This window comes from Oryzihumus leptocrescens, assembly GCF_006716205.1.
GTDB lineage: Bacteria > Actinomycetota > Actinomycetes > Actinomycetales > Dermatophilaceae > Oryzihumus > Oryzihumus leptocrescens.
In genome coordinates, this window is the sequence record NZ_VFOQ01000001.1 from 1,334,862 (window position 1) to 1,360,200 (window position 25,339).

At 74.5% G+C, this 25,339-nt stretch carries 21 protein-coding genes; 2 read left to right on the forward strand and 19 right to left on the reverse strand.

The features are described 5' to 3' along the window. Nucleotides 1–59 precede the first annotated feature (59 nt). Nucleotides 60–2,747: a PEP/pyruvate-binding domain-containing protein gene (locus FB474_RS06415; RefSeq protein WP_141787884.1), complete on the reverse strand. Its 2,688-nt coding sequence runs from the start codon at nucleotides 2,745–2,747 to the stop codon at nucleotides 60–62. A gap of 141 nt (nucleotides 2,748–2,888) precedes the next feature. Continuing rightward, nucleotides 2,889–3,704, reverse strand: coding sequence for a glycoside hydrolase family 16 protein (locus FB474_RS06420; RefSeq protein WP_141787885.1), 816 nt, complete (start codon nucleotides 3,702–3,704; stop codon nucleotides 2,889–2,891). A gap of 313 nt (nucleotides 3,705–4,017) precedes the next feature. On the opposite strand from FB474_RS06420, the gene FB474_RS06425 reads away from it, so the two are divergent. Continuing rightward, entirely contained in the window at nucleotides 4,018–5,175 is a 1,158-nt protein-coding gene (locus tag FB474_RS06425; protein WP_141787886.1) for a cation:proton antiporter, read from the forward strand. A 71-nt stretch (nucleotides 5,176–5,246) separates the two neighbouring features. Here the strand turns inward: FB474_RS06425 and FB474_RS06430 are convergent, their stop codons facing one another. From FB474_RS06430 to FB474_RS06465, 8 genes are all read right to left on the reverse strand, one after another. Further along, the gene (locus FB474_RS06430; RefSeq protein WP_141787887.1) at nucleotides 5,247–5,690 is read right to left on the reverse strand and encodes an SRPBCC family protein; all 444 of its coding nucleotides are present in this window, start codon (nucleotides 5,688–5,690) and stop codon (nucleotides 5,247–5,249) included. A gap of 44 nt (nucleotides 5,691–5,734) precedes the next feature. Further along, nucleotides 5,735–7,126 carry a wax ester/triacylglycerol synthase family O-acyltransferase gene (locus FB474_RS06435; protein ID WP_221632453.1) on the reverse strand — a complete coding sequence of 464 codons (1,392 nt, stop codon included), beginning with the start codon at nucleotides 7,124–7,126 and terminating at the stop codon, nucleotides 5,735–5,737. Next, a complete protein-coding gene (adhE, locus tag FB474_RS06440; RefSeq protein WP_221632454.1) occupies nucleotides 7,123–9,759 on the reverse strand; it encodes a bifunctional acetaldehyde-CoA/alcohol dehydrogenase in 2,637 nt (878 codons plus the stop codon). Before adhE ends, FB474_RS06435 begins: the two co-directional genes overlap by 4 nt. A 147-nt stretch (nucleotides 9,760–9,906) precedes the next feature. Next, entirely contained in the window at nucleotides 9,907–10,479 is a 573-nt protein-coding gene (locus FB474_RS06445) for a hypothetical protein (RefSeq protein ID WP_141787889.1), read from the reverse strand. Further along, the gene (locus FB474_RS06450) at nucleotides 10,476–11,015 is read right to left on the reverse strand and encodes a DUF6114 domain-containing protein (protein ID WP_141787890.1); all 540 of its coding nucleotides are present in this window, start codon (nucleotides 11,013–11,015) and stop codon (nucleotides 10,476–10,478) included. The genes FB474_RS06445 and FB474_RS06450 overlap by 4 nt, the downstream gene beginning before the upstream one ends. Nucleotides 11,016–11,127: 112 nt before the next feature. After that, a complete protein-coding gene (locus FB474_RS06455; RefSeq protein WP_141787891.1) occupies nucleotides 11,128–11,868 on the reverse strand; it encodes a DUF6230 family protein in 741 nt (246 codons plus the stop codon). 233 nt (nucleotides 11,869–12,101) lie between these two features. Beyond that, nucleotides 12,102–12,746: a pyridoxamine 5'-phosphate oxidase family protein gene (locus FB474_RS06460; RefSeq protein WP_141787892.1), complete on the reverse strand. Its 645-nt coding sequence runs from the start codon at nucleotides 12,744–12,746 to the stop codon at nucleotides 12,102–12,104. 113 nt (nucleotides 12,747–12,859) lie between these two features. Beyond that, on the reverse strand, nucleotides 12,860–13,711 hold the full coding sequence (locus FB474_RS06465) for a hypothetical protein (RefSeq protein ID WP_141787893.1): 852 nt from the start codon (nucleotides 13,709–13,711) through the stop codon (nucleotides 12,860–12,862). Nucleotides 13,712–13,864: 153 nt separating this feature from the next. Here FB474_RS06465 and FB474_RS06470 point away from each other — a divergent pair, with 153 nt between their 5' ends. Next, complete coding sequence (locus FB474_RS06470) at nucleotides 13,865–14,152, forward strand: hypothetical protein (protein WP_141787894.1); 288 nt, start codon at nucleotides 13,865–13,867, stop codon at nucleotides 14,150–14,152. Between the two features lie 87 nt (nucleotides 14,153–14,239). On the opposite strand, the gene FB474_RS06475 is transcribed toward FB474_RS06470, so the two are convergent. The 9 genes from FB474_RS06475 to FB474_RS06515 all read right to left on the reverse strand — a co-directional run bounded on the left by FB474_RS06475 (nucleotide 14,240) and on the right by FB474_RS06515 (nucleotide 25,331). After that, complete coding sequence (locus FB474_RS06475) at nucleotides 14,240–15,055, reverse strand: double zinc ribbon and FHA domain-containing protein (RefSeq protein WP_141787895.1); 816 nt, start codon at nucleotides 15,053–15,055, stop codon at nucleotides 14,240–14,242. Nucleotides 15,056–15,086: 31 nt separating this feature from the next. Then, nucleotides 15,087–16,376, reverse strand: coding sequence for a vWA domain-containing protein (locus tag FB474_RS06480; RefSeq protein WP_141787896.1), 1,290 nt, complete (start codon nucleotides 16,374–16,376; stop codon nucleotides 15,087–15,089). A 93-nt stretch (nucleotides 16,377–16,469) separates the two neighbouring features. Next, entirely contained in the window at nucleotides 16,470–17,621 is a 1,152-nt protein-coding gene (locus tag FB474_RS06485; RefSeq protein ID WP_246092067.1) for a protein phosphatase 2C domain-containing protein, read from the reverse strand. Further along, nucleotides 17,606–19,870, reverse strand: coding sequence for a serine/threonine-protein kinase (locus FB474_RS06490; RefSeq protein WP_141789849.1), 2,265 nt, complete (start codon nucleotides 19,868–19,870; stop codon nucleotides 17,606–17,608). Before FB474_RS06490 ends, FB474_RS06485 begins: the two co-directional genes overlap by 16 nt. Further along, nucleotides 19,867–21,039: a hypothetical protein gene (locus FB474_RS20675; protein WP_185746067.1), complete on the reverse strand. Its 1,173-nt coding sequence runs from the start codon at nucleotides 21,037–21,039 to the stop codon at nucleotides 19,867–19,869. The genes FB474_RS06490 and FB474_RS20675 overlap by 4 nt, the downstream gene beginning before the upstream one ends. Then, on the reverse strand, nucleotides 21,036–22,016 hold the full coding sequence (locus tag FB474_RS06500) for a glutamate ABC transporter substrate-binding protein (RefSeq protein ID WP_141787897.1): 981 nt from the start codon (nucleotides 22,014–22,016) through the stop codon (nucleotides 21,036–21,038). Before FB474_RS06500 ends, FB474_RS20675 begins: the two co-directional genes overlap by 4 nt. After that, nucleotides 22,013–23,374: a hypothetical protein gene (locus tag FB474_RS06505; protein WP_141787898.1), complete on the reverse strand. Its 1,362-nt coding sequence runs from the start codon at nucleotides 23,372–23,374 to the stop codon at nucleotides 22,013–22,015. Before FB474_RS06505 ends, FB474_RS06500 begins: the two co-directional genes overlap by 4 nt. Beyond that, nucleotides 23,371–24,759 carry an AAA family ATPase gene (locus tag FB474_RS06510; protein WP_141787899.1) on the reverse strand — a complete coding sequence of 463 codons (1,389 nt, stop codon included), beginning with the start codon at nucleotides 24,757–24,759 and terminating at the stop codon, nucleotides 23,371–23,373. The genes FB474_RS06505 and FB474_RS06510 overlap by 4 nt, the downstream gene beginning before the upstream one ends. Then, complete coding sequence (locus FB474_RS06515) at nucleotides 24,756–25,331, reverse strand: hypothetical protein (protein ID WP_221632455.1); 576 nt, start codon at nucleotides 25,329–25,331, stop codon at nucleotides 24,756–24,758. The genes FB474_RS06510 and FB474_RS06515 overlap by 4 nt, the downstream gene beginning before the upstream one ends. Between the last annotated feature and the right edge of the window lie 8 nt (nucleotides 25,332–25,339).

Here is a 25,339-nt window from a genome sequence, read left to right on the forward strand (position 1 = left end):
ATCTCCGCCCGCCAGGTGGAGCAACAGACCGGCCAGGGCCGCGGTTCCCGCCCGCGCGCCTACTCGGGCGTGACCACTCCGTGGGTGCCGTCCACGTGGACCCGCGCCCCGGTGGTGAGCCGGCTCGTGGCGTCCGGGACGCCGACGACGGCCGGGATGCCGTACTCGCGGGCCACGACGGCGCCGTGGGAGTTTGCGCCGCCCATCTCCATGACGAGCCCGCCGGCGGTGAGGAACAGGGGCGTCCACCCGGGGTCGGTCGAGGGCGCCACGAGGATCTCGCCGGGCTCCAGATGGGCGTGGGACGGGTCCTGGACGATGCGTGCCCGCGCCGTGACGGCCCCGGGTGAGGCGGGCGTGCCCCGCAGGCGTCCGTCCGCGCTCGGCGGCGGCTCCTGCTCCGGCTCCGTCCCGTCCGACCACAGCAGACGGGGCACCCGACGACGGCCCAGCTCGAGGTCGTACGTCCCGCGCCGCCGCCGGACGACCTCGCGGAAGTCGGCCCCGTCGAGCGCGGCGCGCACGTCCGTCAGGTCGAGGAAGAAGACGTCCTCCGCCGCGGCGAGACGACCCGTCGAGGCCAGATGCTCGCCCACCCGGAGCAGCTCCGCCCGGGCGGGGGCCAGGCCCAGCACGAGGAGGAACTTCGGCATCTCCCGCAGGCCGGCCAGCTCGCGGGCCCGGCGAAGGGCGAACGCCACGGTCGCCCCGCGCAGGCGCCCCCGGCGGCCGGCGCGCCTGCTCAGCGTGTCGACCATCGCCTCGGCTTCCCTTCTGGCGCGCAGGAACCCGGCATGCGGGTCGGGCGCGCCGTCGGGCAGCCGCAGGTAGTTCGCGAGGACGACGAGCAGGTGGCCGGGGTCGTCCCGCCAACGCGGCATGCCGAGGTCGATCTCGGCCACCGCCCGGGCGCCGTACCGCTCCAGGAAGGACTCGAGGCCGCGCTGGACCACCGGGGGCAGGGTGCCGGCACGGAAGGCGGAGTCGAGGTCGGCGACCTCGCCATCCCGTACGGTGGTCGCGGCGGACTCCTCCAGCCGGGTCGCCGCGGCCACGTCCCACAGGCTCAGGTCCATCTCCGTCGTCACGTTGTGGGGCAGGCCCCGCAGGACCGTCTGCACGTCACCGGGTCGGGCGTCCTGGCCGAGCAGGTGTCGGGCGAGCTCGAACATCGCGAACCCGGCTGCGGCCGCCGGGGCGATCGCGGGCAGCGGCGGCACCACCTGCCCCTCCAGATGCCGGATGACCCACTCCAGCCGCTCGCTCGCCGACGCGCGTTCCCCCAGGCCCCGGCGCCGCCGCGCCGCCGCCTCGAGCCGGCCGGCCCGGCGCTGGGCGCTGGAGGGTCGGAGGCCTGCCTGGGCCGCGACGACGGGCATGCGGAAGCGCACCATGACGCGCCCCAGCCTCGCGGCGAACCGCAGCCGCCCGCCCCGGCGGGGTGGGAGCCGCGGGTCCTCCAGGGCGCTGCGCAGTGCCACGGCCGACCGCGCCTCCATGACGTCGAGCACCCTGGGGAACACCCTCCGCCCGACGGGGTGCCGGACCAGGGCGGTGACGTCCAGGAAGAGCCGATCCGCGGCCGGGGTGACGGCGACCGGCCCCTGGACCGGGTCGGCGGTGTGGAGACCGGCGATGTCGCCCACTGCCGCACCCAGGAGGTTGAAGGCCGAGAGGCCCATCGGGGTGAGCGGGCGGTGCAGGCCCTGGGCCAGGCTCATGCAGAAGAACAGCCGCAGGGTCGAGCCGTCCCGCGACCGCGCCACTGGCACCGGGAACAAGGTGGTGATGGGCCGTGACTGGACGAGCCACGCCTGCCCGAACCGGTCCAGGGCCCACTCGATGTCCTGCGGGGCGCCGAAGTGGTCCTGGACCTGCAGGCCGAGGCGGGCCAGACGGCACGCCTGCTGGTCGTCGAGGCACGCGACGGTATCCGCGGCGGGCAGGGTGATGTGCGCGGTGCCGCCGCCGGGCCGGGAACGGACCACATGGCGCTTGTCGCCCAGCGCTCGGTGCACCACGGTGCCCCTGTCGGTGTCGACGACGAACCGGTCCGGGTTCACCGTGCCGGAGACCACCGCTTCGCCCAGGCCGGGGGTGGCCTCGATGACGGCGTGCTGCCGCGCGCCGGAGACCGGGTCGGCGGTGAACAGCACCCCGGCGACCGTGGCGTCCACCATGCGCTGCACCACGACGGCGAGACGGACCGCCGTGTGGTCGATGCCGTTGACCTGTCGATAGGCGACCGCGCGGTCGGTCCAGAGGGACGCCCAGCAGCGCCGCACCGCCTCCAGGACGGCAGGTGTGCCCACCACGTTGAGGAACGTGTCCTGCTGGCCCGCGAAGCTCGCGGTCGGCAGGTCCTCGGCGGTCGCGGACGAGCGCACCGCGACCGCGACGTCGGGGCCTTCCGGCAGCGCCTCGTACGCGGCGGAGACCGCCTCGGCGACCTGGTCCGGCATACCGGCGGCGAGCACGACCTCGCGGGCGCGTGCGGCATGCTCGGCCACCCCCGCGGTGTCCGCCGGGTCGAGTCGGGCGAGCACGGTCGCCACAGCGACAAGGTCTGCGTCCGCGGTGGCGCGCGCGTACGCCGTGGTGGTGACGCAGAACCCTGGCGGCACGGCCAGCCCGGCGCGCATCAGCTCGCCCAGGTTCGCCGCCTTGCCGCCGATGCTGTCCAGCAGGTGGCCGTCCACCATGCGGAGGTCGAGGACGAGCGCGTCCACGTCCGGCTGCTCCGTCATGACACCGCCCCGTCCCGCGGCGCCCCGCAGGGGCTCACCCGGGGGCACTGCGTCCTGGCCAGTATTTGCCCGGCTCGCCGGCAGAGGCAACGCCGGTCCGCTCCGCTGGCCGCCGGGCCTCCGGCAGCCGGCACGTGCCCATCACCTCCTCGTGAAGACCCGGACGTAGTCGATGCTCACGGTCTGCGGCACCAGGACCGGCGGGGAGATCCTGCTCGACACGGCGAGGTTGACGACCAGGTAGTGGGGATGCGTCGCAGGCTGGGCCACGGAGCCCTGGGACACGCCGTCGTAGTAGAAGGTCATCGACCCGGGCTCCCAGTCGACGCCGAACGTGTGCCACCCGGAGGCGGAGGGCGGCATGGAGTTGTGCCAGGCGGGCGTCAGGTTGGTGACCTCGTGGTGGTAGTGGTCCCAGCTGTAGTGCCACTGGACGTCGCCACCCAGGCACTCCATGGTGTCGATCTCCTCGATCGGGGCACCGTCGTTGCCGTTGACCCAGAACGCCGGCCAGTTCGTGCAGGCGCCGAAAACGTCACTCGCCGGCAGGAGCATGCGCGCCTCGGCGTAGCCGTAGGTGAACTGGAAGGTGCGGGCCGTCTCGACCAGTCCCGAGGCGTACTGCCAGGACAGGCAGGGGCGTTTGACCGCCGTCAGGTGCAGGGCGCCGCCGGACTCGGTGACCTGACGCGGGTCGTAGCAGGACAGCTCCGCCGTGTTGACCGGCTTGGTGACCGAGGAGCTGGTGGCACCACCCCAGTTCGGTTGCCACTTGCCCAGGTCGAGGCTGGTGCCGTTGAACTCGTCGGTCCAGTGGAGCGCCCACGTGCCGGACGGGCCATGCGGCACGGTGGTGCTCCGCGGTGTCCGGGCCGGTGGAGGGGCGTCCGGCTGGCGGCAGGTCGCCAACGAGGCCAGCACCAGTGCGGCGACGGCCAGGAGCGCGAGCCTCCTCATCGCTGGGTGACCCCCTTTCGCCGGCGTCGTGGTCCCGGACCAGCATCGGTCCCGGGGCTGAGCGCTGCCTGAGGTCCGGACCGGTCAGGCCACACTCTCGTGCCGTGGCCCGCCACGTCGCCTCATCCGTCGGGGATGCCGCGGGCGGAAGGGGGACGTCCAGCCCTCCTGACCGGGCCTGCGGCGCGCCGATGAGCCAGCTCGGCCGTTCGGTCGTGGCGAGGGAGGACCATGAGCACGTGCCCCACGCCGCAAGCAAGCGCGTTCCCGAGGGGGATGACCACCCTGACCTCGCGATGGAGGGGGACCGCCGGTGACCTTCACGCTCCTGTCCGTGATCTGCCTGGCGGGGATCGCCGGGCCGCTGCTCGCGATCTCCCACCGGTGGGGCCTGCCCGTCGTCGTCGGCGAGCTGCTGGTCGGTGTCGTGCTCGGGCCCATGCTGCTGGGGGCCGTGCACGCCACCGAGCCCACCTTCGCGTTCCTGGCACAGATCGGGTTCGCGCTGGTGATGTTCGTCGCCGGCTCCCACGTCCCCGTCGGTGACTCCCGGCTGCGGACGGCCCTGCCGAAGGGGCTGCTCCGGGCCGCCGTCGTCGGGGTCGCCGCCGCCCCGGTCGCCGTCGCGCTCGCCCAGGTCTTCGGCACCGGCCACGCCGTGCTGTATGCCGTGTTGCTGGCATCGTCCTCGGCGGCCCTGATCCTCCCGATCATCGATGCCCTCCACCTGACCGGCGACCCGGTGCTGGAGCTGCTGCCCCAGGTGGCCGTCGCCGACGCCGTCTGCATCGTCGCGGTCCCGCTGGCCATCGACCCCGCCCGCGCCGGTCGGGCCGCCCTCGGCGCGCTGGCCGTGGTCGGGTGCTCCGTCGTCCTGTTCGTGGTGCTGCGGGCCACCGAGCGGCGCGGATGGCGGCGCGACGTGCACCGCCTGTCCGAGCGTCGCAAGTTCGCCCTCGAGCTGCGGATCAACCTGGCCATCCTGTTCGGCCTCGCCGCCGTCGCCCAGACCACCCGCGTCTCGATCATGCTGGCCGGCTTCACCTTCGGCCTGGCGGTAGCGGCCATCGGCGAGCCACGCCGCCTGGCCCGTCAGCTGTTCGCGGTCACCGAGGGCTTCTTCGGCCCACTCTTCTTCATCTGGCTCGGCGCCTCCCTCGACCTGCGCGCGCTCGGCCGGCACCCCTCGCTCATCGGGCTCGGCGTGGCCCTGGGTGTCGGAGCGCTCGCCACCCACCTTGTCCCGCGGCTCATGGGGCAGCGGCCCGCGCTCGGTGCCCTGGCCTGCGCGCAGCTCGGTGTCCCGGTCGCGGCCGCGGCCCTGGGGGTGCAGTCACACCTGCTGGCCGCGGGTGAACCCACCGCCCTCGTCCTCGGTGCCCTCGTGACGATCGCGGTGGCTGCCGTGGCCGGGACCCTCGCCGCCAGGAATCGGGATCCTGCGCCCGCCACGGACAGCTCCCGCAGCTGAGGCCCTGTGCCCCCTGGCCACCGGCCCGGCCATCGCGACGCAGCCTCGATGCCCGGTCGCCCGGCGCGGGGTCAGACGGGCGCGCCCTCCAGGTGCGACTTGAGCCCCGTGAGGGTGCTGGCGACCAGGCCGCGGATGACCCGGGAGCGGATGAACCCCGGCAGCGGGAGGTTGTGGTGGATCGTCAGCTCGTAGGTCACCCGGACGCGCCCGGACCCCAGCGGTGTCAGGGTGTAGAGGCCCTCCTGCCCGGTCTGCAGCACGCCGGAGAGCATCGTCCAGCTCATCGCGTCGTCGGTGTGGTCGTAGGAGAGCGTGTAGCGGTCGGTGCCGACCGTGGCCTTGGCCTTGAACCGCGCGGTCTGGGGCAGCCCGGTGTCGAAGGTCGAGAGGACCTCGGCCTCCAGGATCTCGGGGATCCACTCCGGCTGGCTGGCGACGTCGCGGATCGTGGCGAGCACGTCCTCGAACGCCGCGTCGATCTCGACGTTCTGGGTGGAGCTGTCGGTCGGCATCCCTGTCCTCCTGTCCTGCCGAACGCGCCGGGTTGCGCGGCCGTTCAGGCGGTCCGCGCCACGCTGATGAGGTCGGCGACCTCCCGTTCCACGGCGTGCAACAGCTTCTCCGGCTCGCGGACGCGGTCGGCGTCTGCCATGAACCCCACCCGCAGCGTGTCCGCGTAGGTGAAGATGCTGACGCCCAGCGTCTGGCGACCCGACCCGGGCACCCAGCCGAGGGCCCCGGAGATCCTGACGCCGCAGAGGTAGCGCACGCTCGTCGGGCCGGCGACGTTGGTCGTCACGCCGATCACCTTGTCCGCGAAGAAGTTGACGACGTAGTGCTCGAGCTGGCGCGTGGTCCGTCCGATCGCGGTGATCAGCCCGAAGGTCACGGTCGCCTCGGGAGACCGCTTGAGCCAGTCCATCCGCCGCTTGGTCTCGGCCAGGCGCTCCAGCGGCGGCTGGATGCTGGAGGGGAAGGTGAAGAAGACCAGGGCGAACTTGTTGCCCAGCTCGCGCGGCAACGGCTGGTCGAGCGGTCGGACGTTGACCGGCACCATCGTGGGCAGGTCGACCGGGACCGCGCCGTGGTCGAGCTGGTAGCGGCACAGGGCGCCGGCGACGGCGCTCAGCAGGACGTCGTTCAGCGTGGCCCCGGCCAGCCGCCCGACGTGCTTGAGGTCGGCCAGCGGCCAGGGCTGGGACCACACCGCCCGCTTGTGGATGCCGGGGGTGCCGCTGAGCGGGTTGTCGGGAGTGCTGGTGAGCAGCAGGTCGTCGACCACCTGCGCGGTGCGCAGCACCTGGCCCGCGGCGTCCACGACCCCCGAGGGGGTGGTCAGGCCGCGTATGCCGGTCACCGCCTGCCGGGTCAGCCCGGCTCCCGCGCGGGTGGCGGACAGCGCGGAGTCCACGAGACCGGCCAGACCCCGGTGCCGCGGCGGCGCGAGGGCACCCTCGGCCTCGCCGAGGTCGTCGTCCGGCGCCTCGTCGGTGAGGGAGAGCATCACCTGGGTCAGCGCCATCCCGTCGGCCAGGGCGTGGTGGAACCGGCACAGGACGGCGGCCCCGGAGCCGTAGCCGTCGACGAGGTGGATCTGCCACAGCGGGTGGGCGCGGTCGAGCGGCACGTGCAGGTGCTGCTCGAGCAGTCGCTGCAGGGCCGCGTCGTCACCCGGCCGCGGCAGCCTCACGCGATGCAGGTGCCGGTCCAGCGAGAAGTCCGGGTCGTCCTCCCAGTGCGGCAGGCCCAGCGGTGTCCGCGGTGGCAGGGGCCGCTGGTGGAAGACCGGGAACCGTTCGACCATGCGCCGGCGCACCACGTCGACGAGCCGGTCCCAGTCGGGGGCTCGATCGAGGAACATCACCGACTCGATGACCATGAGGTTGTTCGGCCGGTCCATGTTCAGCCAGATGGTGTCGACCGGTCCGATGCGTCTGCGCCCGCTCACGGGGCCGCACCATCCGAGCCGTAGTAGCCCTGCCGCAGCAGGTCGGTGATCTCCTGGACGAGCGGCATGCGCGGGTTGGTCCGGTTGCTGAGGTCCTGGAACGCGGTCATCGCCAGGTCGGGCAGCGCCGCGAGGAACTCCTGCTCCCCGACGCCCGCGTCCTGGAGGGTGCGCGGCATACCGAGCTTGTCGAGCAGGTCGTCGACCGCCTGGAACAGGCGGCGCCGGCTCTCCTCGGCACCGCGCCCGCCGAAGATGACCCGGCCGAGCTGGGCGTACTTCTCGGGCGCGACGTAGGCCGAGTAACCCGGTGCCGGCATGAACTTGCTGGGCAGCGCGGCGTTGTAGGCCAGCACGTGGGGCAGGAAGACGCCGTTGGCGCGGCCGTGGGCCAGGTGGAACCGGGCGCCGACGGCGTGGGCGAGGGCGTGGTTGGTGCCGACGAAGGCGTTGGAGAAGGCCAGCCCCGCCAAGGTCGCGGCGTTGGCCATGTCGGTGCGCGCCTCCAGGTCGCCCGGGTCGGCGTGAACCCGGGGCAGGGCCTCGAAGATGAGTCGGGCGGCCTGCACGCAGAAGGCGTCGGTGTACGGCGAGGCGAACACCGACACCACCGCCTCGAGGGCGTGGGTGAGGGCGTCGACACCGCTGTCCAGCGTCACCGCGTCGGGCAGCGACAGCGTCAGCATCGGGTCGACGATGGCCAGGTCCGGCACGAGGCCGTAGTCGACCAGGGTCTCCTTGCGGCCGTCGACCGTGACCACAGCGGCCGGTGACACCTCCGACCCGGTCCCGGACGTGGTGGGCAGCGCGACCAGCTGGACCGTGTGCGCGTCCTGGGGGTACTCGACCACGCGCTTGCGGGGGTCGAGGAACGGCAGCGTCAGGTCGGCCAGGCGCAGCTCGGGGTGCTCGTGGAACAGGCGCATGGCCTTGGCCGCGTCGATGACCGAGCCGCCGCCGACGGCCACGACCAGGTCGGGCCGGACGCGCTGCAACAGCTCGACGCCGCGTCGGATGGTCGCCTCGTCGGGCTCGGGCGCGACGTCGCTGAACACCTGGACGTGCGGGGCCCGCAGCGTGCTGCGCACCAGGGCCGCCACGCCCCGGTCCTCGCTCGGCCCGTCGGTGACGATGACCGCGCTGTCGGTCTCGACGTCGCGCAGGTTCTCGAGCGCACCGGCGTTGAAGTAGGTGTTCGACGGCACCCGGAACCACTGCGGCGGCGTGCGCCGGCGCGAGACGGTCTTGAGGTTGAGCAGCTGCAGGTAGTTGACGTTCTCGGTGGTGCTCGACCCGCCCCACGTCCCGCACCCGAGGGAGAAGGTCGGCGTCAGGTTGTTGTAGACCCCTCCCAGGGCACCGACGGCGGTCGGCGCGTTGACCAGGATCCGGCCGGTGCGCACAGCCCGGCTGTAGGCGTCCACGACGGCGTCGTCGCGGGCGTAGATGGCCGACGTGTGCCCGAGACCGCCGTGCTCGGTGACCAGCACCGCAGTGTCGATGGCGTGCCGCTCGTCCCGGGCGCGCACGACGCCGAGCACGGGCATGAGCTTCTCCTGCACCAGCGGGTGCCTGCCCAGCTCGGTGAGGTCGGCCGGCAGGGGCGCGAGCAGGACCTTGGTGGCCGGCGCGACGCGGAAGCCGGCGCGACGCGCCAGCTCCGGGGCCAGCTGGCCCAGCGCGGCGAGGTTGGCCCGGTCGCCGTCGCCGAACGCGAACGTCGCGAGCAGCTCCTCCTCGGCGGGAGTGAGCAGGTGCGCGCCCATCCGCTCGAACTCGGCGATCGTCTCGTCGTAGATCTCGTCGTCGATGATGCAGGTCTGCTCCGCCGGGCAGATCACCGAGGCGTCGAAGGTCTTGGAGATCAGGATGTCGACCACCGCCCCCTTCACGTCGGCGGTGCGGTGCAGGTAGACGGGCGCGTTGCCGGGGCCGACGCTCAGGCCCGGCTTGCCCGCGGCATTGGCGAGAGCGACGATCTTCTGCCCGCCCGTGACCCAGATGAAGTCGACCTGCGGGTGCGTGAACAGGTAGTGGGTGACCCGGTGCTCGGGGTCGGGGAGCACCTGCAGGGCACCGGGCGGCATACCGGCCTTCTCGGCGGCCTCCCGCAGGATCTCGACGCTGCGCTCGCAGCAGCGGGTCGCGAACGGCGAGGGCCGGAACACGATGGCGTTGCGGGTCTTGGCCGCGACGATCGCCTTGTAGAGCACCGTCGACGTCGGGTTGGTGACGGGCGTGATCGCCAGGACCACCCCGATCGGCTCGGCGACCCGCACGATGTTGCGCTCGACGTCCTCCTCGACGACCCCGACCGACTTCTTGCCGCGCAGGTAGTCGTGGAGGAACTCCGTCGCGACGAAGTTCTTGACCACCTTGTCCTCGAAGACGCCGAAGCCGGTCTCCTCGACGGCGAGGCGGGCCAGCTCGGTGGCCGCCCGCACCCCCGCGCGCACCATCGCCTCGACGATGCGGTCCACCTGCTCCTGGTCGAGCTCTCGGAACGCCCGGGCGGCCTGCGCAGCGCGCTCGACGGCCGCGTCGGCCGCGGCCCGGCGGGTGCCGTCCAGCGCCTCGGTGCCCCTGGCGGGCGGGGAGCCGGCGGAGGGCTGGGTGCCCGTGGAACCGGGCACGGGGGCCTTCGGCGTTGCTGTCCTCGTCGATGCCATCGTCGCTTCCCTTGGACGGTTGCCTCGGCACCCACGGTGCCCGGGCCGGTGGCGACCCCGGAAGAGGCGTTGGTCCCCGGGGCATGAGGTGCCGCGACGGGTCTCCGCGGCTCACGCCGGCGTGCAGAACGAGGCCGACTGCCGCAGGCCGGGCGCGCTGAACGCCGGCAGGGTCAGGCTGGTCACCTCGATGGTGACGTCGGTGAGGACGACGTCACCCAGGTCGGCCGCCGGGGGAGGGCTGTCCGGTGTCCAGGTCACGCCGGCCCCCGCCATCGTGGCGGTGACCGAGCGGGCGTAGAGCGTCAGGCCGTTGGCCGAGGTCGACGCGCTGTCGGCCGGCGTGACCGATGCCGCCGTCAGGCCCGTCCCGATCGCGGTGACCGGGGTGCACGGGGTGTGCAGCTCGAGCCCGGTCAGCGTGGCGGCGGTGCTGCGCAGCTCGATGGTGGGCACGTCGCCGGCCGTGGTCGGCACGGTGACGACCCCGTCGTAGACCAGCCCGGCGAGCGTGGCCTTCGCAGCGGTGAGGGTCGCGCCGGCTCCACCGGGGGTGCCGGGAGGCAGCGAGGCCTGCCCGAGGGCGATGCCCGGCGCCTGGCTCAGCACCAGGGCTGCGGCCATCAGCGCGCCCGCGGACCAGCGGATGGACGGCTGCCGCCGCCCCACGGATGAGCTGCTCATGCCCGGCTGGGCTCCGGTCCGGTGCCACCGGCGGCGGGGCCGGGGTCCCCGTCGTCCGGCAGGTCGGGCGCCGCCGCCGGTGCGGAGTCCTGTGCCGGGGTCCGGTCGACGACGACCCAGGCGAACCCGAGGGCGCCACCGATGATCGACAGCAGGCCGCCGAGGAGGAAGCCACCGACGTTGCTGGTGACGAACGAGGCCACGCCGAGCAGGATCGCCAGGAGCCCGTAGAGCTTGTTCTGGCTCGGCGTCATCCACATGAGCAGGCCGAGTATGGCGATCACGGCACCCACCAGGGCCGCGATGACGACCGAGGGGGTCACCAGCATGATCTTGTAGGCGGTCAGCGGGATGGTGGCGATCTCCAGCCCGCCCAGGAGGGTGAACAGGCCACCCCAGAAGGGTCGCGAGCGCCGCCACCGACGGAACCGTCGGGGCCTGGCCGCCGGGAGCGCGTCCGCCGGTGGCGGGGCAGCATCCGCCTCCGGCGGGAGGTCATGCGATTCGCTGGGTCGTGACGCGTCGTCATCAGGCATGAGAAGTTCCCCTGTTCATGCGTGCCGGCCGGTGGGACGCTGCGTCCCACCGGCCGCACGACTTCCTGGTGCCCCCAGCGATGTGTGGTCCGGGTCGGCGGCTGCCGAACCCTCAGCAGCTGGAGACGAACTCGGCGTAGAGCTTGAGTCCGCTGATGTTGAAGCTCCCGGCCTCCGTCCCCACACCGACCTGCTTGATGCTCGTGAGCGTCACGCGGTCGGCGCCCTGGGCGAAGCTGCCCCCGATCGGCTGACCGGACAGCGCGCCATACGGGTCGGTGAAGTCGTTGTTCGGGGCGAAGCCCTGACCGGCGAGGGCCGAGCCCACGGACTCGCCGATGGTGAAGTTGTTGAAGTTCGCGCCGCTCGCGGTCAGCGCCGGGGCCTGGATCACCAGGTTCGACGCCGTCGTGTCACCCGCGCCGGCGATGGTGACCCGGATGGCGTTGCCGAGCGGGGTCGGGGCGCAGATGCTCTGGGCCAGGTTGGAGATCGTCGCCGACCCGAGCTGGGTCACCGTGTCGGAGGCATAGGTGCTGCCGCCGGCGGTGGCGGTGTTGTTGATGGAGCCAGACCCGTTGATGAGCGCGCCGGCACCGTTGTTGAGGGCGCTCGCGCCCGCGCTGCTGGCCAGCTTGTCCGGGAAGGCGTACTGCACGAAGTGGCTACCGCTCAGGCTGTCCGCGGACAGCGTGAAGGGAATGCCCGAGAACGAGAACGACAGCGCGAAGGCACCGGTGGCGCCGAGGTACCCGATGAGGCCGACCGCGCCGACCCCCGCTCCTGCTGCCAGTCCGAACCGGCGCCAGCGCGTGCGGCCGACCGTCTCGGCAGCTTGTGGAGAACGTGCCATGAGTGCCCCCAAACGTGGGCTCCGGATGGCCTGCACGGCCATCGACCTGCTTCCTTTCCCTGTTGGTAGCAGACGTTCTCGGCCGGCGGATCCTCAATCGGCCGGGGCTAGTACCAAGGAACGGGGTCGAGGTGGCCTCACAATTCGCCACACAGGCACCGGTATGCCGTCAAAGAGGCTCCCCGGCGATCGGCCGGTTTCCCTGGTGTCCGGGACGGTTCGCAGCTTGTCGCTCAGGACGGGTAGCGGGTGCGGACGTGGTCGGGGACCTCGATGCCGGCCGCCAGGTCGGGGGCGGGGCGCGGCGGCCCGGCGGTGGTCCGCAACGGCAGCACACCTGCCCACACGTCGGCCCCGAGGTCGGCCGGGTCGTCCTCCGGCCAGCCGTCGCCGACCTTGACCGACCACTCCTGCAGTGGCAGGGCGAGCACCATCGTGGCCGCCAGCTCCTTGCGCTGCGGCGGCCGCAGGTGCGCCCAGCGCCCCGGCAGGAGGTGCTCGGTCAGCACCCGCAGCGCGTCCACGAGCTCCTCCTGCGGCACGACCGAGGCGCGCCCCAGGATGGTGGCGCTGCGGTAGTGCATCGAGGACTCGAAGGCCGAGCGGGCGAAGACGAGCCCGTCGAGGAGGGTCACCGTGGCACACGTCGGGGCGCCCGCTGCCAGGGCACGCATCAGCCGGCTGCCGGTGGAGCCGTGCAGGAGCAGCCGGTCCCCGTCCCGGGCGCAGGCCATGGGCAGCACGAACGGCTGGTCGCCCTCGGCCAGCGCGACATGGGCCACCAGGGCCTCGTCGAGGATGGCGTCCAGGACCGACCGGTCCGTCACCGCCTTCTCGGGCAGGCGCCGGACAGTCGTGCGCTCGGTCGGCTCGCTCATGGTCGCGGCTCCTCGGGTCCGGTCCGGTAGGGCATCACCCCGTATTCAGCCACAACCCGGGTGGCGACGTGCCGACGACAGGCCACCGTCCCGTGCGCGGCGCCCGGTGGGCCTCACGTCCGGTCCATCGCCCTGCGGGCCGAGTCGAGGACCGCCGCGGCCCGGGTCAGTGCCGCATCCGCCTCGCTGACCCGGGAGCGGGCCCGCGCCAGCTCTGCCCGCCGGGCGTCGAGCTGCTGGTGGAGCTCCTCGACCGCTGCGGACAGGGCGGCTTCGCCCTCCCGGGCCGCCTCGAGCTCGCGCCGCCTCTGCTCGACGCCGGACTCGGCCTCGATGACGACCTGCCGGGCCTGCTCGCGTGCCTCGGTGCCGGCGGCCGCACCGGCCGGCTCGGCCGCATCGGCCGCATCGGCCGAGCCGGTCGAGCCGGTCGAGCCGGTCGCCGCGGCACGGGCCGGCGTGAGCGGGGTGGCCGTGGCGGCGGTGACGTCGACGTCCCCGAAGCCGGAGTAGCTGAGCGACCTGGTGAGCACCCCCGAGGTGGCCGCCGCATACGCCTCGTCCGAGACCAGGGCTGCGGTCAGCGTGGCGGCCAGCTCCCGACGGGCCGTTCCCTCGAGGACGTGGCCCTGGGCCCCCGCCAGCGTTGCGGCCGTGGCGGTCAGCTCGTCCACCAGCTCACGCCGCCGCGCGGTCAGCTCGCGGATGCGGTCGCCTTCCATGGCTGCCTGCGCCTCGCGCATGGCCCGGCCGAGCTCGGCCAGCTGCTGTGCCCGCCCGGGGTCGGACCGGAAGACCAGGTTGATGGCCCAGGCGGCGAGCGAGGGGCGTCGAGCCGTGCCCACCTGCCTGGCGAGCTCCACCTGGCCGGACTCCTTCAACCGGCTCACCAGCGAAGCGCGGTGTGCGACGAACTGTTCCGGTGCGCGCTTGTAGAGCTCGTCCATCGCGTCGGCCACGTCCATGCCGGCATCGTGCACCGCCCGGCCCCGGCCCACCACCGCGACGACCCGTGACGTAGCCGCACCCCCTCCGGACGGTGGATTCGACTCGTCCCCGCTCTGCCTAGGTTCGGGAGTGCGCCGCAGCCACGGCGCACCCAACGATGGGAGAAGGCCATGGCATACGGGATCGTCCACTTCTTCCCGGGCGGCACCAAGGAGCAGTACGAGGCGTCCATCGCCGCGGTGCACCCCGGGCCGGACAAGCTGCCCGACGGCCAGGTGTTCCACGCGGCCGGCCCCTCCGCCGGCGGCTGGACCATCATGGCCGTGCACGAGTCGCAGGAGAGCTGGGAGCGCTTCCGCGACCAGATCCTCATGCCGCGCATGCAGGCCGGCATCGAGGGCGGGTTCGCCAGCCCGCCGGAGGAGACGGCGATCGACCTCTACAAGGTCGTGGTCTAGCCGCCGCGGGCGACCGGGCCCGGACGCCGCCCGCCCGGGCCCGGTCCGCAGGTGCTCTCCGCGGCCGGCGCAACCCGCGTGACGTCCTCAGGCCCGGGCGGCCTTCTCCTCCGACGTGGCCCGCCGGATGACCAGGCGGGTCCAGGCGCCGATGTAGACGCGCTGGTCCTCGTCGACCTCGTGGCGCTGCCCCGGCGGCAGCGGGGCGGTCGGCAGCGGGCCGCTCGCGGGACCGACGTAGGTGCCGTTGGCCGACTGCAGGTCCTCCACCCACCACCGCTGGCCGTCGGTGGTCAGCTGCGCCTGCCGGCGGCTGACACCGGTGTCGGTGGAGCAGTCCACCTGCGGGTGGATGTTGCGGCTGACCGAGCGGCGGCCGACCAGCACCGACTGCACGGTCAGCGGCACCACGGTCGGCGGGCCCGGTGACGGGCACGGGTCCTCGGACTCCTGGGCGGCGTACCAGTCGGGGTCGACCCACACCTCGGCCACCCACTCCAGCGCCACCGGGGGCGGCACGGGGGAGGCGGTTGCTGCCGGCTGCTGGCCGTCCGGTGCCGCGCCCTGCCCGGGTGCGCCGTCGGGCGGTCGGGGCATCGCGCCCGTGGTGAAGTCGTAGCCGCACGCCTCGCAGAACAGGGCGTCGGCGTCGTTCGGGGCCGAGCAGCTCGGGCAGGTGCGGGGGCCGGCCGGGGCCGTCGTCGCGGGGGCAGGCGCACCCGGCGCGCCACCGGTGCCGGCGCTCGCGGACGAGCCGCCCGGCGCCGCCGCCGCTGCGCTGCCGGAGCCGGCCGCCACCGCGCCACCGGCGCCGGAGGAGCCCGCGGAGATCGGCGCCCCGCAGGTGTCGCAGTAGTCGCCGGCCTCGGAGGTGTGCCCCTGCGGGCAGGTGTAGGGGCTCATGCGTTCCGCCGCCTCGCTCTCGGTGCGGGTGTCACTTCTTCACCCGGGTCGTCTTGGTCGACGAGGTGTCCAGGGCCATCTCGTCCAGCCGGTCGACGCTGCTGCGCAGGCGCACCTTGCCGGTCACCGCGTCGTCGACGTCGACCACCTTGCGCAGGCGGTCGGTGGCCTCGTCGTTGCCGGTCTCGGCGGCGAGCTGGACCGCCCGGCCGAGCTTGGCCGTCGCGGTGGCGTCGTCGCCGGCGGCCTTGGCGGCGAGCCCGTCCTGGATCGCCTGGGCCAGCTCGGCCTGCCCTGTGTAGTGCGCGACCGCCGGGTTGATGCGGGTGGTCAGGGTGTCGTCGTCGGTCCACAGCGCCTTGACCAGGCCCTGGGCGACGACGTCCGCGCCGACGGCGAGCTGCACCCGAGCGGCGAGCTGCTCCTGCCCGATGCTGCGGGCGGGCAGCCGGACCGCCACGTGGTAGTCCCGGGACTCATCCCCCCACGACCCGGTCGGGTAGGCCCCGGTGAGCGGGTTGACCGGGGTCCGCCGCCCGGTGAGGTCCTCCACAGTGGGGGCGACCTGGCGCACGAACAGCACCTGGGCCCCCTGTGGTGACCACACCCGCAGGTCGGCCGCGGCGACCCCGCGACCCATCGACTGGCGCATCAGCGTCTCGAACACCGCCGGCATCTCCTCGGCCCGCGGGATGAGGTCGACGGTGCCCAGCAGGGCGGTGGCGATGCGGCGCAGCTCGGCCACCACCCAGTCGGCGCCGACGCCCCGGCAGTCGCACTGGAACTGCCCCTCGGCCGCGCTGATCGCGACGGAGAGCTGCTCGGGGGTCTCGTGCTGGTTGTTGCCGTCGGTGAGCAGGATGGCGTGCTTCTGGGTGACCGGGACGGTGGCGAACACCTGCCGGGCCTTGGTCAGCCAGGTGCCCATCGCGGTGCCGCCGTCGGCGTGGAACGTCGCGATCGCCGCCTTGGCCGCGCGCCGCATCACGTCGTCCATGCGCACCATGCCGACCCCGGACTCGGGCGCGATCGGTCCGGAGGGGAACGCCAGGCGCGCCTCGTGGTTGCCCGAGATCACGGCGAACCACGTCCCGTCGAGCACCTGGTCCAGCGCCGCGGAGGCCGCGGCCTGGGCCGCGCGGATCTTGTCCTCGCCCATCGAGCCGGAGGTGTCGACGATGACGATCTCCGCGGCCTCACCGGCCCCGGAGCGCCCGGCCTCGCCGGCGCCCTGGCAGGTGACCGTCACGATCGCGTGCACGTCCGTGCCGCCGTCGGGCAGGAACTCGTTCTGGTAGACCTCAGCCGTGAACTCGGCCATGTCGTGAGCCTTCCTCTCGTCCGGGGCGGTGCGGGGACGGGTATGCCGGGTGGCCGGGTCCCCGGCCCGGCCGCGGCGTCAGCGGGTGTGCGGTCACGGCGACCCCACCCTGGCCAGGGCCACGGTGATGTTGTCGTGGCCGCCCTGCGCGTTGGCCCAGGCGACGAGCTCCTCGGCCAGCGACAGGGGGTCGGCAACCGCGTTGGCACCAGGGTCGGCAACCGGGTCGGGAACACGGTCGGGCTCAGGGGTGGTGACGCCCGGGGCGGTGCCGGCCGGAGCGAGCGACGGCGACCGGACCGCCGCGCACCGGCGGACCAGGGCCGCCAGGTCCTCGGCCTCGGAGCAGTAGTTCCACAGGCCGTCCGAGCAGACCAGCACCCACCCCGGGCCCTCGAGCTCACGGCTGGCGTGGCGCGGGGTCGGGTCCGGCGCGTCGACCCCGAGCCAGCGCGTGATCGCGTGGGCCTGTGGCCCCTCCTCGGCGTCGCGTCGCGGGACGCCCCGGGCGATCTGCTCGGCGGCCCAGGAGTCGTCGACGGTCAGGGCCGTGGCGGCACCGGCATCGGGCAGCCAGTAGGCCCGGCTGTCACCCACCCAGCCGACGACGAGCAGCTCCGCGTCGAGCACCGCGGCCACCCAGGTGCAGGCGGCGGGGTTCTCCCCGCGCGGGGCGGTGGTCGTCTCGACGACCGCCGCGTTGGCGGCCGCCGCCGCCGACTCGAGGAGCCCTGCCGTGGCGGCGACGCGCGCGGCCACCGTGCCGGCTCCGCGCGGCCGGAAGCCGGTGAGCACCTCGCGGCTCGCCCGGGCCGCGGCCAGGCTGGCGCGGTCGGAGTCGGTCGAGGAGGACACGCCGTCACACACCACCAGCAGGGCCCGCGAGGCGGGCACCGCGTCGGCCGCCAGGGCCATCGCGTCCTCGTTGCGGTGGTGCCGGATGCCGCGGTCGCAGACCCCCGCCACCCACGGTGCCGGCTGCTCGCGGAAGTGGTCGCGCGGCTTGACCGCCGGGGTGCCGCACGTCTGGCAGTAGCCGTCCTCGGCGACGACCCCACCGCAGGCGGCGCAGGCGGGTGCGGGCGGCGCCACCCGCACCGAGTCCAGCGGGCTGGCCGTGTCCACCGTGTCGGGGACGGGCGAGACCGGCATACCGGGGTCGACCTCGTGCCCGCACGCCTCGCAGAACCGCGCGCCCGGGGCGGTCTCGCTGTGGCAGGCGGGGCAGGTCACCACGTCGTCCACGGCCGGGTCCGGTTGGCGGAGTCGACGAGGCGCACGCGTTCCGCACGGGACTCGGTCACGCCGGCCAGGTGCCGGTAGGCCGACTCGAGGCCGGCCCGCAGGGCGCGCTCCCGGGCCGGGATGCCGTCGATGAGCACGTCGGGACGCTCGCCGTGGTCGATGACCTCCTTCAGGGCCAGCCCGAGCACGGTCGCCGTGAGGCCGAACCGGTCGGCCGGGTCCACGCTGACCGCGTCGATGCTGCCCATCGCCTCGGCGAGGGCGGGCAGCCCCCGCCCTGAGCCGGCCAGCAGCCCGGCACGCAGACGTCGCGCCTGCGGGAAGGCCCGGCTGGTCGGGGACACGAGGTCGAGCGCCGCGATGGCACCGTCGAGGTCGTGCCGGGCGGTGTGGATCCGGGCCAGGCCGAACGCCGCCGGCGCGGTGTAGTTGGCGTCGGTGCGGGCGCAGGTGGTGTAGAGCGACTCGGCCACGTCCGCCTCGCCGCTGAGCTCGCAGGCCAGGGCGAGGGCCAGCTTCGGGGCCAGCTCACCGGGGACCTGGCCGTAGACCGCGTTGAAGGCGCTGCGGGCGGTCGCCGGGTCGTCCTGGGCGAGGGCGGCCAGGCCGGAGAGCCAGACCGCCCGCCACTCCCACGGGTCCTCGGTCAGCAGCGTGGTGACCGCGCGGTCGACCAGGTCGAAGCGTGACGCCTGCAGGGCGGTCCGGGCGGTCGCGAGGAGCACCTCGGCCGACGGCTCCGGCGCCCGCGCCAGGACGGCCAGCCGGGCCTCCGGCTCCTCCACGCTCACGGTGCGCAGCCAGCCGCTCATCGGGTCGCCGTCGTCGACCCGCAGCGCGGGCAGCTGTCGCCAGTCCAGGGTCTCGCCGGCGGCCGAGGGCACGTCGAACAGCAGCGAGGACGCGGAGTGCGTGGCGGCGCCGGACCCGGCGCGTTCGGCCACGACCTCGCGGAGCACCCCGAGCAGCTGGACCCGCAGCTCGTCCGCGGTGGCGAACCGGTCGGCCGGCTCGGGGGCGCAGGCCTTGACCAGCAAGCGGTACAGCGAGTCGTGGCGCTGGAACAGCGGGGTGTCCTCCACCGGCGGGAAGGACGCGACGTAGGTGGACTGGTAGCCGCGCAGCTCCATCGCCAGCACGGCCAGGGTCCGCCCGATGGTGAAGATGTCGGAGGCCACGGAGGCGCCGACCGTGGGCACCTCGGGCGCCTGGTAGCCGACGGTGCCGTAGATCGGGGAGTCGAGGTCGTCGGCGCGGCGCACCCCGCCGAGGTCGATCAGCTTGACCGCGTCGCCGACCTGGATGATGTTGTCCGGCTTGAAGTCGCAGAACAGCAGGCCCAGGTCGTGCAGGTACTGGAACGCCGGCAGGATCTCCACGAGGTAGGCGATCGCCTGGTCGACCGGGATCGGGTCGTAGCGCCCGCCGGCCGCCCGCATCCGGGCCTTGAGCAGCGCCTTGAGCGAGGTGCCGCCGACGTACTCCATGACGATGTAGCCGGCGTCGCGGTGCGTGACGAAGTTGTAGATCTCGACGATGAGCGGGTGCTCGACCTGGGCGAGGAACTGCCGCTCGGCGATCGCCGCGGCCAGCGCGTCGGGGTCGCCGGAGTTGAGCAGGCCCTTGAGCACCACCCAGCGATCGGAGACGTTCTTGTCGCGGGCGGCGTAGATCCAGCCCAGGCCGCCGTGGGCCAGCGCCCCGACCACTTCGTACTGCCCACCGACGAGCTCGCCGGGCTGCAGCTTCGGGGTGAAGGAGTAGGGCGCCCGGCACTGCGGGCAGAAGCCCTCGGTCCGGCCGGGGTGCCCCTCGCGCGAACGACCCACGGGCGCACCGCAGTTCGGGCAGCTGCGCCGGTCCTCGGGCACCTGGGGGTCGACCATGATCGCCGCGGCGGCGTCGACCGCCGGCACCGGCGGCACGGTGGTGAGTCCCGCCCCGAGCCGGGCCCCGCGCAGGCGCGTGGAGGAGGTCCCGAGCCGCCGGGTCACGTGGGTGCCGCCGTTGGCCCGGGCGGAGCCCAGCGGCGAGGAGGGCAGCCGGTTGGAGGCGCGGGAGACCGCCGACGGTGACGGGGCGAGGCCGGCCGGCTGGGTGGCGGCCGAGGTCGCGGACACCACGGGCGCCGCCCCGGCGACGGCCGACGCGCTGACCACGCCGGCCGCTGCGGGGGAGCCGCACACGTCGCAGTAGCCGTCGAGGACCTGGCCGGTGCAGCCGGGTTGCGTGCAGGGGATCGTGCTCACGGCGTCCCTCCGTGGTCGGCGCGGCTGGCCAGGTAGGCCTGGTAGGCCGCGACGAGCGCGCGGGCGCGCTCGAGGTCTGCGGGCCTGCTGCCCAGCTCGTCCACGGCCCGTCGCCGCAGCTCGGCGAGGTCCCCGGCCGCGTCGGCCCGCAGGCCCGAGCCGGCGGCCTTGGCGCCGTAGGCCTCCAGTCGTCCGAGCAGCTCGTCGCGCTCGTCGAGCGCCGACTGGTATGCCGTGTGCGCCTGGGTGAGGGCGCGGCTCACCGCGTCCAGCCGCGTCAGGTAGGCCTCCACCGCCGCCGCGTCCTCCGGCACCGGGCCGAGCGCCGCGACGTCGGGGACGGCGAGGCGCGGGGCCGGACGCAGCTCGGCCACGCACCGGTCGGCGAGGGCGCGCAGGGCCTGCCCGCGGGCCTCCAGCTCCGCCCGCTGGGTGCGGGCGCGGGCGGCGTCGCGCCGGGCCTCCCGGCGGGTGGCGGCGCCGACGATGAGGTCGCGCTCGAGGCGGGCCGCCTCGCCCTCGGCGCCGGGGACCCGCCCGCCGACGTCGGCGCCGCGCTGGGCGTCCCCGACCAGGTCGGTGACCGTGCCGTCCAGGGCGGTCAGCCGGCGGGTGGCGCCGTCGTGGGAGGGCCCGGCCGGCTCCTCGGCTACCAGGTCGCGCACCCGCTCGACCTGGGCGCGCAGCTGGCGCAGCCGGTCCGCGAGGTCGGCCTGGACCGGGTCGAGCGAGAGCCGGGTGCGCAGCGCGCCGACCAGGGCGTCGGAGAGCCGGCAGGCTTCGGGCAACGAGACGCTGAGCGCACCGGCCGGGAGCTGCCGGCCGGTGGTCGCCGGGTCGACGGTGGTGTCGAGGCGGCCCCAGATCAGGGCGGAGAGCCGCTCCCGCTCGGCGACCCCGGCCCGGCCCGAGTCCCAGGTGGTGACCAGCAGGTCGTAGCGCTCGGACACCGACTGCCACAGTGCCATCGACAGCTGCACGTCCCCGGTGAGCGCGTCCCGCTCGGGGGAGGCCAGCGCCGCCTCGTCGAGGCGGGCGAGCTCGGCGCGGCGCTGGTCCCGCCAGGCGCCGAGGGCCTCGAGGTAGGCCAGGGCGTCCTGCGCGGCGATGGGGACGCCGATCCGGCCGACCGGCTCCGGGGCGGTGCTGGCCACGGTGGGCGCCGTCATGGCTGCCGCCCGTAGACCGGTGCCGGCGGGGTAGGGGCCGGGCCGAGCGCAGCCCGCAGCCAGGTGTTGTACGCCGCGGCCCACTGGCCGTCGGTGCGCATCTTCTCGAGCACCGCGTTGACGTAGCGCACCAGGTCCGGGTGGGCTTGGGAGATCCCGAGCCCGTAGGGCTCGGCGGTGAAGGCGGACCCGACCACCCGGGCGTACGGGTCCTGGGCGACGAGGCCGGCCAGGACGGTGTCGTCGCCGGTGATGGCGTCGACCTTGCCCTGCTGGAAGAGGACCAGGCAGCCGGTGTGCGTGTCCGACCCGACGGGGATGACGCCGGCGAAGGTGCGCAGCTTGTCCATGCTGGTCGAGCCGTTCGGGGCGCACACCCGCTTGCCCTTGAGGTCGCTCATCGAGCGGGCCGTCGAGCCGAGGGGGACCAGCACCTTCTGCCCGGCGCGGTAGTACTCGGAGGAGAACGCGATCTTCTGCCACCGGTCGCAGTTGATGGTGAAGGCGCGCGCCACGATGTCGACGCTGCCGTCCTGGAGGGAGGGGATGCGCTGGCCGGCGGTGATGACCTTGAGCTCGATGTGGTCGGGGCTGCCGAACAGCGCGGTGGAGACCGCTTGCAGCATGGAGATGTCGAAGCCCTCGATCCGCCCGGTCACCGGGTTGCGCGCACCCAGCAGCAGGGTGTCGGCCGACACCCCGGCGATGAGCCGGCCGCGGGCCTTGATCCGGGCCATCGTGCTGCCCGCCGGCGTGGCCAGCGGGTCGGTCGCGGCCGGGGCGTAGGAGGCGAGCGGTTTGCCGCAAGCCGGCGCGGCGGTGCTCGGCGGCGTGGTGCTCGCGCTCGCCACCGCCTTCGGGGTCGGGACCGGGGTGTCGGCGTAGACGCCGGCCGAGCCGCAGCCGGCCAGGGCGAGCAGGCCGGCGAGAGCGAGGACCACGCCGAGGCGCTGGCGCGCCGCGTGGGGGCCGCTCATCGGTACTCCTCCAGCCGCTTGCTGACGCCCCACCAGCAGGCGAGGGCACCGAGCAGGCCGACGAGCAGGCCGACCGCACCGGCGAACGGCAGGTAGGGCCGCGGCGCCGACAGCCCGTCGGCGGTGTCCCGGCCCACCGCCGTCAGCGCCCGGGAGGAGGCCGTGTCGAAGGCGTCGAAGGTGGCGTTGGACGAGCTCGCGCCTGACCCGGTGGCCAGGGCGACGGCGGCGTCCCACTTGCCCCCGTCATCGGCCGCCCGGACCGCGGTGTGCGTGCGGGCGTAGGGCGCCCACGCGTCGGCCAGCCCGCCGGCACGCGAGGAGTGGCCGGCCGCCTGGCGGGCCTGCGCCTGCACCACCGCCGAGGACGCCTTCCACGCCTTCTCGAAGGTCGCGCCGGAGCCGCGGGCGATCAGCGTGAGGCTCTCGTTGGACTTGGCGTCGAACCCGGCGATCCGCGCCCGGGCGGTGGCGAGGGTGGCGGCGTACGGGCCGTCGCGCACGTCGGCGACCTGACCGCGGACCCCGCCCAGGACGAGGGCGCCCACGATGAACGTGAGCAGGACAGCCACCGTCGCGGCGACCATGGGCAGGTTGAGGTAGCGGTGGGTGCGCCGGGCCAGCCAGACCATGCCGAACACCAGCGCCGCCAGGGACAGCAGCCCGACCAGCATCCACGCCGAGGCTCCGGCGGCGTTGTCGAGCTCGGCCCGCACCCGCAGCTGGTTGGCGGTCACCAGGGCGTCGACGATGGGCAGGGCGTCCGCCCGCAGCCCGGCGCTGGCGTTGCGCAGGTACTGCGCCCCCAGCGGCAGGCCCTGCCGGTTGTTGGCGCGGGCCTGTTCGACCAGGCCGGTGTAGGTCACCAGCTGGGAGTTCAGTGCGGACAGCGCCCGGCCGTCGGCGGGCTGGGCGCGGGCCGCCTCGGCCACCAGGCGGCTGGCCTGGCCGATCGCGTTGTCGTAGTCGGCCCGGGTGGAGGCCGGCTCGATGCCACCGACGAGGAAGGCGTTGGTGGCGTTGGCATCCGCCTTGACCAGGTTGGTGTGCAGGGCCTGGATGCGCACCAGCTGGGCGGTGTTGGCCTCGGCCCGGGCGAGCGCGCCGTCGGTGGCGTTGAACGCCTGGCCCGCCGCGAGTCCGAACACCAGGCACGCCCCGGCGGTGAGCAGGGCCAGCACGCGCAGCCGCCCCGGGGTGCCCTCCAGGCTGCGGCGCAGGGCGGCCCTGGCGGCGGAGGTCCGGGTCGGCGTGGCGGGGGCGGGTTCGGCGTGGCCGGCCGGCGCCGGGGGTGCCGCCGCGCGGGCGGCCGGCACGCCGCTCCCGGTGCTGACGGCGGGGCTCGCGGACGACGTCACGGCACACCTCCTGGCTGGGGTCCTGCCGTCTCGGACGTCCGGTCGGGGGCGGACGGCTCCGTGTCCGCGGCGTCGTCCTCGCCGGGGTCGCGCAGGTCCTCGGGCAGCAGCAGCCGCAGCTGCTCGGTCGTGGGCGTGGCGACGTCCCGCAGCCGCCAGGCGTGCCGCCCGATCGCGCCCTCGAGCACGTTGCGCGCGTAGCGGCCGTTGCCGAACGTGGACCCGCGGGGGACCGCGCCGAGCAGCTCGGTGAAGGCCTCCACGCAGCCCGGCCCGAGCGTGTAGTCGGCGCCGTCGGCCAGCCGGGTGAGGATCTGCCGCAGCTCCTCGTCGGTGTAGTCCTCGAAGGTGATCGTGGTCCGGAACCGGCTGGCCAGACCGGGGTTCGCCGCGATGAACGCCTCCATCGGCGCGGGGTAGCCGGCGACGATGACCACCAGGTCGTCGCGGTGGTCCTCCATCTCCTTGACCAGGGTGTCGACGGCCTCCTCGCCGTACTGGTCCCCGGTCAGGCTGTAGGCCTCGTCGATGAACAGCACCCCGCCGATCGCGGAGGAGACGACCTCGGCGGTCTTGACCGCGGTCTGGCCGAGGTAGCCGGCGACCAGCTCGGAGCGGTCGACCTCGACCAGCTGGCCCTTGGTCAGCAGCCCCAGCGCCTGGTAGATGCCGCCCACCAGCCGGGCCACGGTGGTCTTGCCCGTGCCCGGGTTGCCGACGAAGACCAGGTGCCGGGTGATCGTGGGGCTGTGCAGTCCGGCCTCGGCGCGCAGCTTCTCCACCCGCATGAGCGCGACCTGCCGGTGCACCTCGCGCTTGACCCGGGACAGGCCGACCAGGGCGTCGAGCTCGGCGAGCAGGTCCTCCAGCGACCGCGCCGGGGAGGGCACGGCGCTCCGGTCCGGGGCGCCTGTCGCCTCCGCCCGGGCGGCGACGTGCCCGGTATGCCGGGTGGCCGGCTCCGTGGCCCGCCGCACGTCCGCAGCCTGGAGCTGGGCGGCCGCGGCGACCGAGGCGTTGCCGATGACCCGCATCGTCGGCTCGCCCAGGCCGCACGCCGCCGACGAGACGTCGGCCAGCGCGAGGGCGTAGTCGGCGGCGTGGGGCGACCCCTCGGCGGCCAGACCGGACAGGGTGGCCGTGGGCGCCGCGCGCCAGCGGCGCCCACGCGCCGCGGCGTCGAAGAAGTCGCCGGTGCCGGCGCCATCCCCTGCCACAGCCGCCCATGCCGGCGCGGCCCCCGGGGCGGACTCGGCGACGGCGGCGGCCAGCGACAGGCCCTCCGCACGGGCCACCTCACCCGGCACCCCGGCGGCGGCGGCGACGTCGACGAGCCGGTCCAGGGCCTCCCGCAGGGTCGGTGACCGGTCCACGGTGCGGGTCATGCCGGCCCGGTCCCGGTCGGTGGCTCGAGCGCGCCGGGCACCCGCGGCGTCGCGGTGCCGGCGTCCAGGGCCAGGCCGCCGCCGCCCGCGGCGGGCCCGAACTTCTCGGCCAGGAACCGCCCGTGCGCCACGAGCGCGGTGGCATCGGCACGGCATACGGCGTCGAAGACCTTGTCCATGGTCGAGCCGAGCAGGTCGAGCTGGTCGATGAGCACCATCAGCGAGGTCCGGCCGCCGTCCACCGGGCGGCTGTCGGCCCACTCGCGGGGCAGGCGCAGGTAGCCGCCGATGGCCTCGGGCAGGTAGTCCGTGGCCGTCGCCATGACCGAGTAGGCCTGGGGGCTGCCGGCGCCGAGGCTGGGCAGCCGGGGGATCGTGTCGCGCACCGTGGCGCAGACCCGGCCGACGCGGGAGGCCACCACCGCGGGGACCGCGCCGTCGGCCACCATCGCCTCGACCCGGTCCAGGGACTCGAGCAGGTCCTGGCTGGTCGGCACACGCGGCAGCTCCACGCGACCGGCCTCCTCGCGGTGACCGGTGATGCGTGCCAGCAGGTCGCCCAGCCAGGCCATGACGGTGG

Excerpts from the sequence above, each read along its gene's own strand:
- FB474_RS06415 (WP_141787884.1), bottom strand. The coding sequence starts at position 2,747 with ATGACGGAGCAGCCGGACGTGGACGCGCTCGTCCTCGACCTCCGCATG.
- FB474_RS06420 (WP_141787885.1), bottom strand. The coding sequence starts at position 3,704 with ATGAGGAGGCTCGCGCTCCTGGCCGTCGCCGCACTGGTGCTGGCCTCG.
- FB474_RS06430 (WP_141787887.1), bottom strand. The coding sequence starts at position 5,690 with ATGCCGACCGACAGCTCCACCCAGAACGTCGAGATCGACGCGGCGTTC.
- FB474_RS06445 (WP_141787889.1), bottom strand. The coding sequence starts at position 10,479 with ATGAGCAGCTCATCCGTGGGGCGGCGGCAGCCGTCCATCCGCTGGTCC.
- FB474_RS06450 (WP_141787890.1), bottom strand. The coding sequence starts at position 11,015 with ATGCCTGATGACGACGCGTCACGACCCAGCGAATCGCATGACCTCCCG.
- FB474_RS06455 (WP_141787891.1), bottom strand. The coding sequence starts at position 11,868 with ATGGCACGTTCTCCACAAGCTGCCGAGACGGTCGGCCGCACGCGCTGG.
- FB474_RS06460 (WP_141787892.1), bottom strand. The coding sequence starts at position 12,746 with ATGAGCGAGCCGACCGAGCGCACGACTGTCCGGCGCCTGCCCGAGAAG.
- FB474_RS06465 (WP_141787893.1), bottom strand. The coding sequence starts at position 13,711 with ATGGACGTGGCCGACGCGATGGACGAGCTCTACAAGCGCGCACCGGAA.
- FB474_RS06470 (WP_141787894.1), top strand. The coding sequence starts at position 13,865 with ATGGCATACGGGATCGTCCACTTCTTCCCGGGCGGCACCAAGGAGCAG.
- FB474_RS06475 (WP_141787895.1), bottom strand. The coding sequence starts at position 15,055 with ATGAGCCCCTACACCTGCCCGCAGGGGCACACCTCCGAGGCCGGCGAC.
- FB474_RS06480 (WP_141787896.1), bottom strand. The coding sequence starts at position 16,376 with ATGGCCGAGTTCACGGCTGAGGTCTACCAGAACGAGTTCCTGCCCGAC.
- FB474_RS20675 (WP_185746067.1), bottom strand. The coding sequence starts at position 21,039 with ATGACGGCGCCCACCGTGGCCAGCACCGCCCCGGAGCCGGTCGGCCGG.
- FB474_RS06500 (WP_141787897.1), bottom strand. The coding sequence starts at position 22,016 with ATGAGCGGCCCCCACGCGGCGCGCCAGCGCCTCGGCGTGGTCCTCGCT.
- FB474_RS06510 (WP_141787899.1), bottom strand. The coding sequence starts at position 24,759 with ATGACCCGCACCGTGGACCGGTCACCGACCCTGCGGGAGGCCCTGGAC.
- FB474_RS06515 (WP_221632455.1), bottom strand. The coding sequence starts at position 25,331 with ATGGCCTGGCTGGGCGACCTGCTGGCACGCATCACCGGTCACCGCGAG.